12 protein-coding genes are annotated in these 15,340 nt (G+C 60.7%); 6 read left to right on the forward strand and 6 right to left on the reverse strand.

Translation table 11 applies throughout. The features are described 5' to 3' along the window. The first annotated feature begins 3 nt into the window (after positions 1-3). Positions 4-1,074, forward strand: a complete 1,071-nt coding sequence (locus RTM13_RS03830; RefSeq protein WP_312210276.1) for a LacI family DNA-binding transcriptional regulator — start codon at positions 4-6, stop codon at positions 1,072-1,074. Here RTM13_RS03830 and RTM13_RS03835 read toward each other — a convergent pair. The 4 genes from RTM13_RS03835 to RTM13_RS03850 all read right to left on the reverse strand — a co-directional run bounded on the left by RTM13_RS03835 (position 1,071) and on the right by RTM13_RS03850 (position 6,763). Beyond that, positions 1,071-2,333, reverse strand: a complete 1,263-nt coding sequence (locus tag RTM13_RS03835) for a DUF1479 domain-containing protein (protein WP_312210277.1) — start codon at positions 2,331-2,333, stop codon at positions 1,071-1,073. The genes RTM13_RS03830 and RTM13_RS03835 overlap by 4 nt on opposite strands. A gap of 151 nt (positions 2,334-2,484) precedes the next feature. After that, positions 2,485-3,300 (reverse strand): Cof-type HAD-IIB family hydrolase, encoded by an 816-nt coding sequence (locus RTM13_RS03840; RefSeq protein ID WP_312210279.1) that lies wholly within the window; start codon positions 3,298-3,300, stop codon positions 2,485-2,487. Between the two features lie 126 nt (positions 3,301-3,426). Next, positions 3,427-5,859 carry a formate C-acetyltransferase/glycerol dehydratase family glycyl radical enzyme gene (locus RTM13_RS03845; protein ID WP_312210281.1) on the reverse strand — a complete coding sequence of 811 codons (2,433 nt, stop codon included), beginning with the start codon at positions 5,857-5,859 and terminating at the stop codon, positions 3,427-3,429. 4 nt (positions 5,860-5,863) lie between these two features. Then, positions 5,864-6,763, reverse strand: coding sequence for a glycyl-radical enzyme activating protein (locus tag RTM13_RS03850; protein ID WP_312210282.1), 900 nt, complete (start codon positions 6,761-6,763; stop codon positions 5,864-5,866). Between the two features lie 133 nt (positions 6,764-6,896). Here RTM13_RS03850 and fsa point away from each other — a divergent pair, with 133 nt between their 5' ends. Next, positions 6,897-7,559, forward strand: a complete 663-nt coding sequence (gene fsa, locus RTM13_RS03855) for a fructose-6-phosphate aldolase (RefSeq protein WP_312210284.1) — start codon at positions 6,897-6,899, stop codon at positions 7,557-7,559. Between the two features lie 3 nt (positions 7,560-7,562). Here fsa and moeB read toward each other — a convergent pair whose 3' ends face one another. Both moeB and moeA read right to left on the reverse strand, forming a co-directional pair. Then, the gene (gene moeB, locus RTM13_RS03860) at positions 7,563-8,315 is read right to left on the reverse strand and encodes a molybdopterin-synthase adenylyltransferase MoeB (RefSeq protein WP_312210285.1); all 753 of its coding nucleotides are present in this window, start codon (positions 8,313-8,315) and stop codon (positions 7,563-7,565) included. Then, positions 8,315-9,550 carry a molybdopterin molybdotransferase MoeA gene (moeA, locus tag RTM13_RS03865; protein WP_312210287.1) on the reverse strand — a complete coding sequence of 412 codons (1,236 nt, stop codon included), beginning with the start codon at positions 9,548-9,550 and terminating at the stop codon, positions 8,315-8,317. Before moeA ends, moeB begins: the two co-directional genes overlap by 1 nt. 202 nt (positions 9,551-9,752) lie before the next feature. Between moeA and gsiA the strand changes: the two genes are divergently transcribed. Genes gsiA through gsiD form a run of 4 tightly spaced genes read left to right on the forward strand, consistent with a single transcriptional unit; the run spans position 9,753 to position 15,093 of the window. After that, entirely contained in the window at positions 9,753-11,633 is a 1,881-nt protein-coding gene (gene gsiA / locus RTM13_RS03870) for a glutathione ABC transporter ATP-binding protein GsiA (RefSeq protein WP_312210289.1), read from the forward strand. 36 nt (positions 11,634-11,669) lie between these two features. Then, entirely contained in the window at positions 11,670-13,208 is a 1,539-nt protein-coding gene (gsiB, locus tag RTM13_RS03875; RefSeq protein ID WP_312210291.1) for a glutathione ABC transporter substrate-binding protein GsiB, read from the forward strand. Positions 13,209-13,258: 50 nt separating this feature from the next. Continuing rightward, a complete protein-coding gene (gene gsiC / locus RTM13_RS03880; RefSeq protein WP_312210293.1) occupies positions 13,259-14,179 on the forward strand; it encodes a glutathione ABC transporter permease GsiC in 921 nt (306 codons plus the stop codon). A 2-nt stretch (positions 14,180-14,181) separates the two neighbouring features. After that, a complete protein-coding gene (gsiD, locus tag RTM13_RS03885; protein ID WP_312210295.1) occupies positions 14,182-15,093 on the forward strand; it encodes a glutathione ABC transporter permease GsiD in 912 nt (303 codons plus the stop codon). Positions 15,094-15,340: the final 247 nt, after the last annotated feature.

Raw genomic sequence — 15,340 nt, forward strand, 5'->3', positions numbered from 1 at the left:
AGAATGGATAAAAAGCTCAAAATCAGTGAAATTGCCCGCCGTACGAACCTCTCGACCAGCACCGTGTCGAGAGTATTGGCCGGGAAAGCGAACACCAGTGAAGCCGCTCGGCATGCCGTGCTGGCCTGCGCACGTGAACTGGGGGTGATGAGTGGTATTGCGGCTGGCCGGCTGTTACTTAACAACCTGGTGGTTTTCGCACCTCAGCGGGCGTTCGATGAGCGTTCCGACATCTTCTACTATCGCGTAATACAGAGTATTAGCAAATCGCTGGAGCCGCATGAAGTCAGGCTGCGTTACTGTGCGCTAGAGGAGTTGGACAGTGACGCCAATGTGTTTATTGCCAGAATGGGTGAGCCGGAAACCCAGGCGGCTATTCTACTTGGCATTGACGATCCGCATATCCATGAGCTGGCGGCAGATTTAGCTAAGCCCTGCGTATTAATCAACTGCCGCGACAGGCGGATGCGTCTGCCAACCGTTGCGCCCGACCACCGCGCGATAGGTGAATTTGCGGCTGACTACCTGTTTGATTTAGGTCATCGTGACGTCGTCACCATTATGTGCCTGCGGCGCTATACCATGGATCTCCGCCTGGCGGGTATTAAAGAGGCCTGGGAGCAGCGAAACCTGAAGTTTCAGAGCAAACGCGATCTTATAACCGTCCCCAGCTTTAGCGCTAAAGAAGCAGAGGCACGAGTAACGGAGTGGCTGGATAACCCGGCGCATAAAAACGTGCCGACGGCGTTCCTGGTGGGGGGAGATTTCATGGCGGAGGGGACAGTGCGTGCCCTGCAACAGCGTGGTCTGCGCGTACCGCAGGACGTTTCAGTCATGAGTATTGATGCCTTTAACCTCCCGGCTATTCAGGATGTGCCGCTGACGGCGGTGCATGTCCCACGCGACGAGCTGGGTGTTGAAGCAGTACAGCTTTTACAGCAGCGGCTTATTCGTCCCCAGGCGGCAATCGGATCGTACCTGATCAACGGCACGCTGGTGGTACGGGAGTCGGTACGGCGGATACGACCGGAGCGTCGCACCGCCGTAGAGCGGGAAGGATTGTACGACGTTTAAGCCATGCCCAACGCGCGCTTGCCGTGCTCGTTCAAATCCGCAACCGTAAAGCGATTCTCCCACTGCGCTTCATAATCCTCACGCGGGAAGTCTCCCGGCGACGCGCCTTTCTCCAGCGCTACCTTCACCTTCCGTGCATAGGCGAGGTTCTTCTCGCACAGCGGCGCGGCAGGAATATACATCACGTTGCCCCAGCCCTGCTGATCCTCCACCGGCGCGACGGCGTGGATCACGTCGCAGTGCCACCATACCGAGTCCCCGGCCTCCAGCGCCGGAATACTGGTTAACGCCTCCATCAGCAGCGGATGCCACTTCTCAGAGATGGGCAGCACGCGCCCAGGTGCTACGCCGCACAGCTCATCCTCCGGCACGTCGTCCAGCAGCGGACGCAGTAGAACGTAAGCCATCGCCTCGGGGATCGGCACCACGTGCAGCAGCCCCTGACCCGGCAGCATATCCGACAGCGCCGTCCAGCCCTGGAAGGTGCGGAACACCGAGCACTTGGTGGTGTTATCCACGGTGTACTCTTCGACTTCGGTACGGTGGGCGGCGTGCCACGGATCGTAGCTGTCGATATCGCCGTTAAACACCGAGGCGAAAACCTGCTGGTAGGCTGGCAGCAGCCAACGCTCCAGCGCCCCGGAATCGGTATGCGCTCCCAACCCCTTCGAGGTGGTGCCCGGCGGGCGGCGGCGAATACGGTCCGGATAGATTACGCTGACGTCAGGATCGAACCACTGCTTGCCGTCGCTCTCGAAGGTCCAGAGGCGGTTAAGCAGGGACTGCACCTGCGCCATCTCGCTGCTCTGGCGGGCCTGCATCTGCGCCTGTGACCAGTAGATGGGGTAGATTTCGGGACGCGAGGCCTCAAGGGTACCGAAGAAGCTGTCCCCCGGACCTTTATAGACGTCGTCAAAACGGTTCTGGTCGAGGTAGGCCAGCATGGATTGATCCCAGCCCAGCGCCTGCTCGCGTGGGAAGTGGCCTTTGATCACCGCGCAGCCCCGACGCTTGATGGCCGCACGCTGCGCCTCGCTGACGCGACCGCTCTTCACATCCTCAAAGGGGATCACTGGCCAGACCGTCTCGCCTTTCGCTTTCAGGGCGTTGATCTCAGCGACCTGAGCGGCGATACGCTCTTCAAGGCGGTTAAAGACGGCCTGCACGTCGCCAATCTGCGCCCGCAGGGCCTGTTTTACCTGACGAATCGCCGCCTTATGGTCAGCGGGCAGCGCTTCGCTTGCATACATTTCAGTCATATAACCCTCTCGTGTCTTTCATTCGAAAGTAATTAACTTACATATGCTAATTTAAGTTAAAAAAAAGTTAATGCAAGTTTAAAAAGATGATGGGGTGCACAAAAGAGAGAAGAGGGTGACGCCAGCCGCGAGCGTGCTGGCGTAGAGGTGCTTAGGCGGTAAAAGGTGGGGTGGCGTCAATTACGGCCTGAATCACATTCAGCGCGCCCTGCTGGTTGTTATCGTCGGTCTGGAAGTTAGCAATCTCTTTGATGGCTTCACTGGCGTTACCCATTGCGAAAGAGAACTTCGCCATGCGCAGCATCTCGGCGTCATTACCGCTGTCGCCAATGGTGACGCAGTCGCTGGGCGAAAGCTGCCAGCGCTTGAGCAGGCGGGTGATGCCGTTAGCCTTGTGCAGACCGGGGATGATCAGATCCACAAAGCCGAATCCGCTGGTGACCGGTTTCATAATGCCGTCGAGAGAGACATGCAGGGCGTCCACCAGCTGCGGGATCTCGCTGTCCGGGAGGTTGAGAGAGAACTTAAACATCTTGTCGTCAATCTCACGGTAGTCACTCACCAGCTTGAGGCGGTGATAGTGATGAGACATCAGCTCAACAAACTCCGGCGGCGCGTTTTTGCTGACGTAGGCGCTCTCGAGGCCGCAGGCGACAAAGTTCAGGCCTTCGCTCTTGAGCAGCTCGCCCAGCACGATCTGGTACTCGTGGCGGGTCAGCTCACCGTGGAAAAGCTCTTTGCCGTGCTCGTAGACCAGCGCGCCGTTTTCGGCGACGAAGGAGATTTCGTCTTTGATTTCTGGAAAGAAGGAGATGAGCTGATAAAACTGGTTGCCACTGGCGACCACAAACTCAATACCGCGTGCCTGAAGCTCACGGTACTGGCTGAGGAAACGGTCGCGGTCATACGCTTTGGCATCATCAAGGAAAGTTCCGTCCATGTCAGTGACGATAACTTTTACGGTCATACGTTATGCTCCCAGGGTAAAAACAGTCAGGAGCATTCTAGTAACGATGTGAGCAAATGCACACCTTTAATTTCATATGAAAGTAAAGCATAGGCCCGGCAAGCCTGCGCCGCCGGGCGTTGCTGTTTACAACGTGTGCTCCGTGCGGGCGATAATATCATCCTGCGCGTCCGGCGACAGGGCGGTAAAGAACGCCGAGTAGCCCGCCACGCGTACCACCAGATCCCGATACTGGTCCGGATTTTCCTTCGCCGCCAGCAGCGTCTCGCGGGAGACAATGTTGTACTGAATATGCCACCCTTTACGGACTTCAAAGAAGGTGCGCAGGAGCAGCATCAGCTTGTGGCGATCGCCGTCATTCTCCAGCGTGGCTGGGTTCAGCTTCTGGTTGAGCAGCACGCCGCCAAGAATTGATCCCACCGGCAGCTTACCGACGGAGTTAATTACCGCCGTGGGGCCGAAACGATCCGTTCCGGACGCCGGGCTGGCCCCCTCCGCCAGCGGAGTCATGGCTTTGCGCCCGTCCGGCGTCGCCATGGTCGCCGCGCCAAAAGGCACGTTGGCAGAGATAGAGGAGGTGCCCGCGTAGTAGTTGCCGCCGATAGGGCCGCGACCGTAGCGCGGATTGTGATACTGCTTCAGCTCGTCAATGTAGGTCTGATAGGCGCGGTTCAGCAGCAGATCGACGCTGTCATCATCGTTGCCGTACTTCGGCGCACCGTTGATTAAGCGCTGGCGCAGCTGCTCTTGCGTCAGACCGGCAAAATCCGCTGCCAGCGCCTCGGCAAGCTGCTGCTGGCCGATAATCCCCTGGTCAAAGACCAGCTTTTTCACCGCCGCGAGGCTGTTGCCAAGGTTGGCGATGCCGACCTGTAACCCAGAGACCCAGTCATACTTTGCGCCGCCCTGTTTAATGCTTTTTGCCCGCTCGATACAGTCATCTACCAGCGCCGAGCAGAGAATATCGTGAACGTTCTCCTCCAGCATGGTGTCCACCACGTACTCGATCTCAATGGATTTGCGAGTGTAGTAGCGGATCTGCCTGTCCCAGGCCGCCATCACCTCGTTGAAGTCGGCGAAGTTACCTTTAGACAGCGCCTGGTCCTGGGGCAGGAATACCTTGCCGCTGGTGGCGTCGCGGCCCGCCTCAAGGGCGGCCAGCATCACCCGGGCAAAGTTGATAAAGCTCATCCCGGTACAGCGGTAGCCCCACTTGCCGCCAACCGCGGTCTCGATACAGCCGATCGCCGCGTAGTCATACGCATCATCCGGCTCGACGCCAAGCTTGATAAACTCGGGAATAACAATCTCATCGTTGTTAAAAGCAGGCATGCCGAAGCCGCAGCGGATCACCTGTACGCAGGCGTCGAGGAAATCGTTGCTCATCCCGGCGTGGTAGCGCACGCTCAGGTTTGGCTGGGTCGAGCGCAGGCGTCCGCAGGACTCGAGGATAGCGTAGGAGAGTGGGTTGACCGCGTCCTGCGCCTTGCCGTTCACCCGTTTTTGGCCGCCGATGGTCACGTTCTGATAGAGCGGGCTACCGGCGGAGGCCTTCGAGTGCGAGCCGGAGCGGATCTTGTTCACCTCCAGCAGCTTCAGCCAGCAACCGTGCAGCAGCTCGATGGCCTGCTCCCGGGTGAGGGTCTGATTCAGCTCGACGTCGCGGCGGTAGTAAGGGTAGAGGTACTGATCCATGCGGCCAAAGGAGACCGAGTGGCCGTTGGACTCGATCTGCAAAATCAGCTGGATAAAGTAGCAGAGCTGTAGCGCCTGCCAGTAGGTTTCCGGCGGACGATGGGCGATGATGTCGCAGTTCTCGGCTATTTGCAGCAGCTCATACCGGCGGCTGACGCGCTGTTCGTCCTGGGCCATCTCACGGGCGAGGGCGGCAAAGCGTTTGATATGGTCGCTGACCGCATGCAGGACGATATCAATCGCCTTCAGGAACTGCTCCCCGTGCAGATCCTCCAGCACGGTAAGATTGATGCGCGACCGGCGCTCCGCCACCTTTGCGCGCAGGCCGTCGAGGCCTTGCTCCAGTAGCAGCGGATAATTCACCGCCAGGTGTGCGTCGCCGGAGGTCATATTGCCCTCGGCCTTGATGATGCCGGTTGCCAGCAGGGCCTTCTGATCGTCGGTAAACATGCCGTAGCAGCGATCCTGCACCGTCTGGCCGCGCCACCACGGGCAGATCTCATGCAGCACACGCTTGTTCTCTTCGCTCACCGCAAAGCCCGCGCCAGGGCGATCGGCCAGGTCATCGATCTCCTTTTCAATCCACGACACGGTGTACTCCGGGAAGATAGGCGCGGCGCGAAGCTCGCTCGCCTGGTTGCCGATAATCAGCTCGTCGTGTTTGATCCAGATGGTGCGCTCGGCAAGATGGTGGGCGAGGGCCAGCGCCCGGCGCACCGGAATGGGCTTGTCGAGATGTTGCCGGTAGGAATCGGTGTAGTGCCGGGCGCGCTCGGTGCAGACCGGGGGCTTAACAATGTGCACCAGCGCATCTTTATGCGCCTGAATGCGGCGGGTCAGGGTATCAAGACGTAACTCGGTCATGGCATTATCCTCGTAGGGTAGCGGTTAAGCCGCACTCGCGGGCGTACGCGTTGGCGAAGGCCAGCAGGTCTGGCGCATCGAGCGGCTTATCAGGCGCGGTATAGGGCTGATTCAGCAGGTGGTATTTGTTGATGCCCAGCGTGTGGTAGGGCAGAAAGTGGATCTCCTGGACATTAAGCTCGTCGGCGGCAAAGCGGGTAATCGCCCTGATAGAGGCTTCGTCAGCGTTAAAGCTGGGGATCAGCGGCACGCGGATAATGAGTTGCTTCCCCCGCGCCGCCAGCCGTTTTAGGTTCACCAGCACGCGCTTCGCCGAGCCGTCGGTCCAGGTCTTAAAGACCTTGCTGTCGACATGCTTGAGATCGGCCAGGAAGAGATCGACACAGGAGAGGGAGGGTTCGATGTAGCCCCACGGCACGTGCAGGCAGGTTTCAACCGCTGTGTGAATACCGTGCTCAACGCTGGACCTCAGCAGCGCGGCGCTGAGCTCGGGCTGCATAAAGGGTTCACCGCCGGAAAGCGTGATCCCGCCCCCACTGCGCTGGTAAAAAGGTTTATCCCGTAGCACGATGGCCATAATCTCCTCCACCGGTTGGGTTTCACCGCAGACCGTCAGCGCCTGGGTAGGGCAGCAGGCTTCCAGCGCAGTAAAATGTGCCTCACTGAGTTTTTCCCGATGGATCAGCAGGCCGTTAAGCGTCCGGTCAATCACGCCCGGCGCGGCCTGCTGACAGAGATCGCATCCGTCGAGACAGAGACGGGCGTCGAAGAGCACCTCCCGCTTCAGAGCGCGGCTCTCCGGGTTCTGGCACCAGCGACAGGCCAACGAGCAGCCTTTTAAGAAGACGACGGTGCGAATGCCGGGGCCGTCGTGGGTGGAGTAGCGCTGAATATTGAAAATCATAATCTGCCCTCATGTTTCATACACAGATTAAATTACTTTCGAATGAAAGTTATTTTGATTCTGGTCAACATATGGGCAGGTTGAAATGGGTAAGTTTTAAAGCATGCTAAATCTCACACTTTGAGGAGTTCATATGGAACTGTACCTGGACACCGCCGACGTGGCGGCAGTAAAAAGGCTGGCCCGCAGCTTTCCGCTGGCCGGGGTAACCACCAACCCGAGCATTGTCGCCAAAGGCAACATGCCGCTGGTGGAGCTGCTGCCCGCTCTGCATGATGCGCTGGGCGGAAAAGGGCGGCTCTTTGCCCAGGTATTAGCGAGCAACGCCGAGGAGATGGTGGCCGAGGCGCGCGCGCTGCGCGGTATCATTGCGGATATCGTGGTGAAGGTGCCGGTAAGCGCCGAGGGGCTGGCGGCGATTAAGCTGCTGAAAGCTCAAGGGATCCCGACCCTCGGAACGGCGGTGTACGGGGCGGGGCAGGGGCTGCTGAGCGCCCTGGCCGGGGCAGAGTACGTTGCTCCCTACGTTAACCGCATGGACGCTCAGGGCGGAGACGGCATCCAGACGGTGACGGATCTGCAACGCCTGCTGACTCTGCACGCGCCGGGTTCGAAGGTGCTGGCGGCAAGCTTTAAGACGCCGCGTCAGGCGCTGGCGTGCCTGCTGGCGGGCTGTGAAGCCATTACCCTGCCGCTGGACGTGGCGGAGCAGTTTATCGCCGCCCCGGCGGTAGAGGCGGCCATCGTTAAGTTTGAGCAGGAGTGGCAGACGGCGTTTGGCCGGGCGGGTATCTAACCGTTATCCGCCGCACACCTCGCACTGGGGGTTGCGCATCAGTTTCATCTCGCGGAACTGGCAGGTCATGGCGTCGTACAGGACAATCTTCCCGGCGGCGCTTTGACCGAACTTCGCCAGCACCTTGATCGCCTCCATCGCCTGCATCGCACCAATCACGCCCACCAGTGGAGCCATTACGCCTGCTTCAACGCAGGTCAGCGCCGTATCGCCAAACAGGCGGCTCAGGCAGCGGTAGCACGGCTCCCCCTCCTGCCAGGTAAAGACGCTAATCTGCCCCTCCATGCGGATCGCCGCCCCGGAAACCAGCGGCACTTTGGCCCTGAAACAGCCGTCGTTGAGCTGATTGCGGATCTCGACGTTGTCGGTGCAGTCGAGGATCAGATCGTGGGCGGCAATCTGCGCGTTCAGCGCTTCGCCCTCCAGTCGGGCATCAAGGGTAGTAAAGCTGACGAGCGGATTGATCCGGGCCAGGGATGCTCGCGCCGAGGCGACCTTTGGCTGACCGATCGTCGCATCGCTGTGCAGAGTCTGGCGCTGCAAATTTGACAGCGACACGGTGTCAAAATCCAGTAGCGTCAGGTGACCGATGCCCGCCGCCGTCAGATACTGGGCGGCGGCACAGCCCAGCCCGCCCAGACCCACCACCAGCACGCGTGAGGACTTCAGCGCCTCCTGACCGTCAAAATCGAAGCCGCGCAGGACAATCTGCCGGTTGTAGCGCAGCATCTCGCTATCGCTCAGCTCGACGGCCATCACAGCCCCCCAAACAGGTGGTTAAACGGCTCGATCTCTACCCACTCCCCTGGCTCGACGCTGCCGCGCTCGCGCTCCAGCACGATAAAGCAGTTGCCCTGGCTAAAGGAGCTGAAGATGTGGGATCCCTGGTGGCCGGTGGCGCTCACCTGCAAATTCCCCTCGGCGTCGCGTGCAACGATACCGCGCTGGAAGTCGAGACGCCCCGGCGCTTTCTTCAGCCGGGTAGCGGCGCGGACCCGCAGGCGCGGGGGCAGGGCGCTGCCAGGCTTGCCGCTCAGGCGAGCCAGCAGAGGCTGCACCAGCTGGTAGAAGGTGAGTGCCGCTGAGACCGGGTTACCCGGCAGGCCGCAGAACCAGGCGTTGCTGAGCTTGCCGAAGGCAAAGGGTTTGCCCGGCTTGATCGCCAGTTTCCAGAAGGCGATTTCGCCCAGCTCTTCCAGCAGGGTTTTGGTGTAGTCGGCTTCGCCTACCGAGACGCCGCCGGAGCTGATCACCACGTCGGCCTGCTGGTCAGCGGCGATAAAGGCCTCACGCAGCCGGGCGGGATCGTCCGGAATGATGCCGAGGTTGATCGCTTCGCAGCCGAGCTGCTCCAGCATAACGTGGACCGCCAGCCGGTTGGTGTCGTAGATCTGACCATCGCCCAACGGTTGGCCCGGCAGCTGGAGTTCATCGCCGGTGGAGAAGAGAGCCACCCGCACCTTGCGCACCACTTCGACCTCGGGAATACCGAGGGAGGCCAGCACCGGCAGCTCCGCCACCGTCAGGGTAGTACCCGGCGCATAGACTATCGCACCCTGGGTGATATCTTCACCGGCGCGGCGAATATTTTGCCCGGCACGCACCTCGGCGGTAAACAGCACCCCGGCGTCGCTCTGCTCGGTCTCCTCCTGCATCACCACCGCATCGCAGCCCGGCGGGATGGGCGCACCGGTCATAATGCGGATGCAGCTCCCCGCAGGCCACTCGCCGTGGAAGGGCTGACCAGCGAAAGCTTTGCCCGCCACCGGCTGCGGCACACCTGCCTGCAGGTCATCAAGGCGCACGGCGTAGCCATCCATCGCGGCATTATCGAAGCCGGGCACGTTGAGGGGGGAGACAATCTCCCGCGCCGTCACCCGGCCAAAGCAGGCGTGCAGGGGTAGGGTTTCGTAGTCGGTGAGCGGGGTAATGTGCGACAGCATCTGAGCGAGCGCCGCGTCAAGCGGGATCAGCCCGGCGGTATGGTCCATGAGTTCACTCCTGGGAGGGCAATCTGGGAAATCAATGCGCCATTATGGCAGAAAACCAGGCCAGACTGAATGTACCCATTATGTGCCATTGCCGCGCGGGCTCTTTACATCACCGTTTCGACTTTCTATATTCAAAATTCGTATCAAACTGCGGCGACAATAATGATATTTATAGAAAAAGCTGCCAGACGAGCAATAAATAATGACTAAGCCGCCAAATCATCTGCAAGAAAATAGCCCCGTACTGGACGTCAGTAACCTGAACATTCGTTTTGAAAACGAAGGTCAGGTGACGCAGGCGGTGCGCGATCTGTCGTTCAGCCTGCAACGCGGCGAGACGCTGGCTATCGTTGGGGAATCTGGCTCGGGCAAATCGGTCACCGCTCTGGCGCTGCTGCGCCTGCTGGAGCAGCAGAGCGGGGCCAGCGTGCGCTGCGATCATATGCGGCTTCAGCGACGCAATCGCCAGGTGGTGGATCTCAACGCCTTAGGCCAGGCGCAGATGCGCGGCGTGCGCGGGGCCGATATCGCCATGATCTTCCAGGAGCCGATGACCTCCCTCAACCCGGTGTTTACCGTTGGGGAGCAGATCGCGGAGTCGATCCGCCTGCACCAGAAGCTGGGGCGTGAGGCGGCGCTGGCCGAGGCGAAAAGGATGCTGGAGCAGGTGCGTATTCCAGAGGCCGACGCGATCCTCTCCCGCTATCCGCACCAGCTCTCCGGCGGGATGCGCCAGCGGGTGATGATCGCTATGGCGCTCTCCTGCCGTCCGGCGGTGCTGATTGCCGACGAGCCCACCACCGCCCTGGACGTGACGATTCAGGCGCAGATTTTACAGCTCATCAGCGTGCTGCAAAAAGAGATGGCGATGGGGGTGATCTTTATCACCCATGATATGGGCGTGGTGGCGGACATCGCCGACCGCGTGCTGGTGATGTACCAGGGCGAGGCGGTCGAGACCGGCCCCGTGGAGGCGGTTTTCCACAGCCCGCAGCACGCCTACACCAAAGCGCTGCTGGCCGCCGTTCCGCGTCTGGGGGCGATGAACGGCAGCGATCTGCCTCGTCGCCTGCCGCTGGTGAGCAAGGAGCGCCCCGACCAGCACGAGGCCGAGATCGAACAGGATACGGTGGTTGAGGGAGAGCCGATTCTCCAGGTGCGCGATCTGGTGACCCGCTTCGGCCTGCGCAGCGGCATTCTCAACCGCGTGACCCGTGAGGTACGCGCCGTGGAGCATGTCAGCTTTGACCTGTGGCCTGGCGAGACGCTGGCGCTGGTGGGGGAGTCCGGCAGCGGAAAATCCACCACCGGGCGGGCGCTGCTGCGGCTGGTGGAATCCCAGGGCGGGTCTATTCTGTTTGAAGGCAAGCGGATCGATACCCTGCCGGACAGCAAATTGCAGCCGCTGCGCCGGGATATCCAGTTTATCTTCCAGGATCCCTACGCCTCTCTCGATCCGCGCCAGACGGTGGGCTATTCGATTATGGAGCCGCTGCGCGTGCACCGGCTGATGGAAGAGGAGGATGCCCAGCGCCGGGTGGCCTGGCTGCTGGAGCGGGTAGGGCTCAAGCCCGAGCACGCCTGGCGCTATCCCCATGAGTTTTCCGGTGGCCAGCGGCAGCGCATCAGCATCGCCCGGGCGTTGGCCCTCGATCCGAAAGTGGTGGTCGCCGACGAGGCGGTGTCGGCGCTGGATGTCTCTATCCAGGCGCAAATTATTAATTTGCTACTCGATTTGCAGCGGGAGATGGGCATCGCCTTTCTGTTTATCTCCCACGATATGGCAGTCGTGGAACGTATTAGCCATCGGGTGGCGGTGATGTATCTCGGACAGATCGTGGAGATCGGTCCCCGGCGCGCGGTATTTGAAAACCCGCAGCACCCCTATACGCGCAAGCTGATGGCCGCCGTGCCGGTGGCCGAGCCAGGGCATCCGCGGGCGCAGCGCGTACTGCTCTCCGATGATATGCCCAGCAATATCTATAAGCCGGGTGAGGATCCACACCGCGTGGAGCTGCACAGCGTCGGGCCTGGCCACTTTGTTGCCCGCTCTACGCCCGGCAGCACGCAGTCTCGTTTTTGATCGTTAACAGGCAGGGAATTTCAGGAGAAGAATAAGATGACACAATTTGTTGCGCGTAAATGGCGTCTGGCGCTGGGCGTTGCCGCCGCGCTCGCCGTGGCACCGGCCTTCGCTGCCAAAGATGTGGTGGTGGCCGTGGGGTCGAATTTCACCACCCTCGATCCCTATGACGCAAACGACACGCTCTCCCAGGCGGTAGCGAAGTCGTTCTATCAGGGCCTTTTCGGCCTCGATAAAGATATGAAGCTGAAAAACGTCCTTGCCGAGAGCTATACCGTCTCTGACGACGGGCTGGTCTACACCATCAAGCTGCGCAGCGGCGTCAAGTTTCAGGACGGCACCGACTTTAACGCCGAGGCGGTGAAGGCCAACCTCGACCGCGCCAGCAACAAAGAGAGCGGGCTGAAGCGCTATAACCTCTACAAGAATATCGCTAAGACTGAGGCGGTGGATCCCACCACGGTGAAGATCACCCTGACCCAGCCGTTCTCGGCCTTTATCAATATTCTCGCCCATCCGGCGACGGCGATGATCTCGCCTGCCGCGCTGAAAAAGTATGGTAAAGAGATTGGTTTCCACCCGGTGGGCACCGGTCCATACGAGCTGGAGACCTGGAACCAGACCGACTTTGTGAAGGTGAAGAAGTTTGCCGGCTACTGGCAGCAGGGCCTGCCGAAGCTGGATACCATCACCTGGCGTCCAGTGGTGGATAACAACACCCGGGCGGCGATGCTCCAGACCGGCGAGGCGCAGTTTGCCTTCCCGATCCCTTACGAGCAGGCCGCCGTGCTGCAAAAAAATCCTAAGCTGGATCTGGTCGCCAGCCCGTCAATCATGCAGCGCTACATCAGCCTCAACGTAACGCAGAAGCCGTTTGATAATGCGAAAGTGCGCGAGGCGATTAACTACGCCATCAACCGCCAGGCGCTGGTGAAGGTCGCCTTTGCCGGCTACGCCACCCCCGCCACCGGCATCGTGCCGCCGTCCATTGCCTACGCCCAGAGCTACCAGCCGTGGCCCTACGATCCGGCTAAGGCGAAGGCGCTGCTGAAAGAGGCGGGCTACCCGAACGGATTCACCACCACGCTGTGGTCCTCCCATAACCACAGTACCGCCCAGAAGGTGCTGCAGTTTACCCAGCAGCAGCTGGCCCAGATCGGCATTAAAGCGCAGGTCACGGCGATGGATGCCGGGCAGCGCGCCGCCGAAGTTGAGGGCAAAGGGCAGAAGGAGAGCGGGGTGAGGATGTTCTATACCGGCTGGTCGGCGTCGACCGGCGAAGCGGACTGGGCGCTGTCGCCGCTGTTCGCCTCGCAGAACTGGCCGCCAACTTTGTTCAACACCGCGTTTTACAGCAATCCGCAGGTTGATCAGGATCTCGCCGCCGCGCTGAAAACTACCAGCAACGAGGAGAAGGCGCAGCACTACAAGGCAGCGCAGGACACCATCTGGAAGGAGTCGCCGTGGGTGCCGCTGGTGGTAGAGAAACTGGTCTCCGCGCACAATAAAGATCTGAGCGGTTTTTATATCATGCCGGATACCGGCTTTAGCTTTGACGACGCAGACTTAAAATAGTCGTGCCTGGCCTCCGCCCAGCGTGGCGGGGGCCAGTAACAGGGTAGAAGATGCTTAACTATTTTTTAAAACGCCTGCTCGGCCTGATCCCCACGCTGCTGATTGTGGCGGTGCTGGTGTTTCTGTTCGTGCATATGCTGCCGGGGGATCCGGCGCGGCTGATTGCCGGACCGGAGGCCGACGCGCAGGTGGTGGCGCTGGTACGCCAGCAGCTGGGCCTTGACCAGCCGCTGTGGCACCAGTTCTGGCACTACATCACCAACGTGCTGCAGGGCGATTTTGGCATGTCGATGGTCTCCCGCCGTCCGGTGGCGGAGGAGATCGCCAGCCGCTTCATGCCCACCTTCTGGCTCACCATCGCCAGCATGGTGTGGGCGGTGCTGTTTGGCCTCGCCGCCGGAATAGTCGCCGCCGTCTGGCGCAACCGCTGGCCAGACCGCATCGGCATGGCGCTGGCGGTGACCGGCATTTCGTTTCCGGCCTTTGCGCTTGGCATGCTGCTGATGCAGGTCTTCTCCGTTGAGTTGGGCTGGCTGCCCACCGTTGGGGCAGACAGTTGGCGGCACTACGTCCTGCCGTCGGTGACCCTCGGCGCGGCGGTGGCGGCAGTGATGGCACGCTTTACCCGCGCCTCCTTTGTGGATGTGCTCAACGAGGATTACATGCGCACCGCGCGTGCCAAAGGGGTCAGCGAGAAGTGGGTGATCCTCAAGCATGGCCTGCGTAACGCCATGATCCCGGTGGTAACCATGATGGGCCTGCAGTTTGGCTTTCTGCTCGGCGGCTCGATTGTGGTCGAGAAGGTCTTTAACTGGCCCGGCCTTGGCCGTCTGCTGGTGGACTCGGTGGAGATGCGTGACTACCCGGTGATTCAGGCCGAGGTGCTGCTCTTCTCGCTGGAATTTGTTCTTATCAACTTAGTGGTGGATATGCTCTATGCCGCCATTAACCCGTCTATCAGGTATAAGTAAGGATGCGACTTTTAAACTGGCGTCGTCAGGCGATATTAAAGGGTATGCCGGGGATCAAACCGGCGCGTATCCGTACTCCATGGCATGAGTTCTGGCGGCGCTTCCGCCGTCAGCCGATGGCGATGACCGCCGGGCTGTTCGTGGTGCTGCTGATCGTTGTTGCTGCCGTCGCGCCGTGGATTGTGCCCTTTGATGCCGAGAACTACTTCGATTACGATCGGCTCAATGAGGGGCCGTCGATGGTGCACTGGTTCGGCGTCGACTCTCTCGGGCGGGATATCTTTAGCCGCGTGCTGGTAGGGGCGCAGATCTCACTGGCCGCCGGGGTGCTAGCGGTGCTGATTGGCGCTGCGATTGGCACGGTTCTCGGACTGCTGGCGGGGTACTACGAAGGCTGGTGGGACCGCATCATCATGCGCATCTGTGACGTGCTGTTTGCTTTTCCCGGCATTCTACTGGCCATTGCGGTGGTGGCGGTGATGGGTAGCGGCATGTCCAACGTGATTATTGCCGTGGCGGTCTTCTCGGTGCCGGCCTTTGCCCGGCTGGTGCGCGGCAACACGCTGGTGCTCAAGCAGCAGACCTTTATTGAGTCGGCGCGCAGCATCGGCGCGAGCGATGCCACCATCCTGTTCCGCCACATTCTGCCGGGGACCATCTCATCCATCGTGGTCTACTTCACCATGCGCATCGGCACCTCGATCATCTCCGCTGCCAGCCTCTCGTTTCTGGGGCTGGGCGCGCAGCCGCCGACGCCGGAGTGGGGGGCGATGCTCAACGAGGCGCGGGCGGATATGGTTATCGCCCCGCACGTGGCGCTCTTCCCGAGCCTGGCGATCTTCCTCACCGTGCTGGCCTTTAACCTGCTGGGCGACGGCCTACGGGACGCACTGGATCCGAAGATCAAGGGCTGAGGCTAATGCCCGGCGGCGCAAGCTTGCCGGGCCTACGGTGGGCATGGTGTGGTTTGTAGGCCCGCGTAAGCGAAGCGCCACCGGGCGTAATTGTGCCTGCCGCAAATGCCGGGCGGCACTGCGTTTGCCCGGCCTACGGTGGGCACGGTGCGGGTTTGTAGGCCTGCGTAAGCGAAGCGCCACCGGGCATGTTTGTGCCTGCCGCAAATGCCGGGCGGCACTGCGTTTGCCCGGCCTACGGTGGGCA

The organism is Pseudescherichia sp. (assembly GCF_031979925.1).
Taxonomy (GTDB): domain Bacteria; phylum Pseudomonadota; class Gammaproteobacteria; order Enterobacterales; family Enterobacteriaceae; genus Pseudescherichia.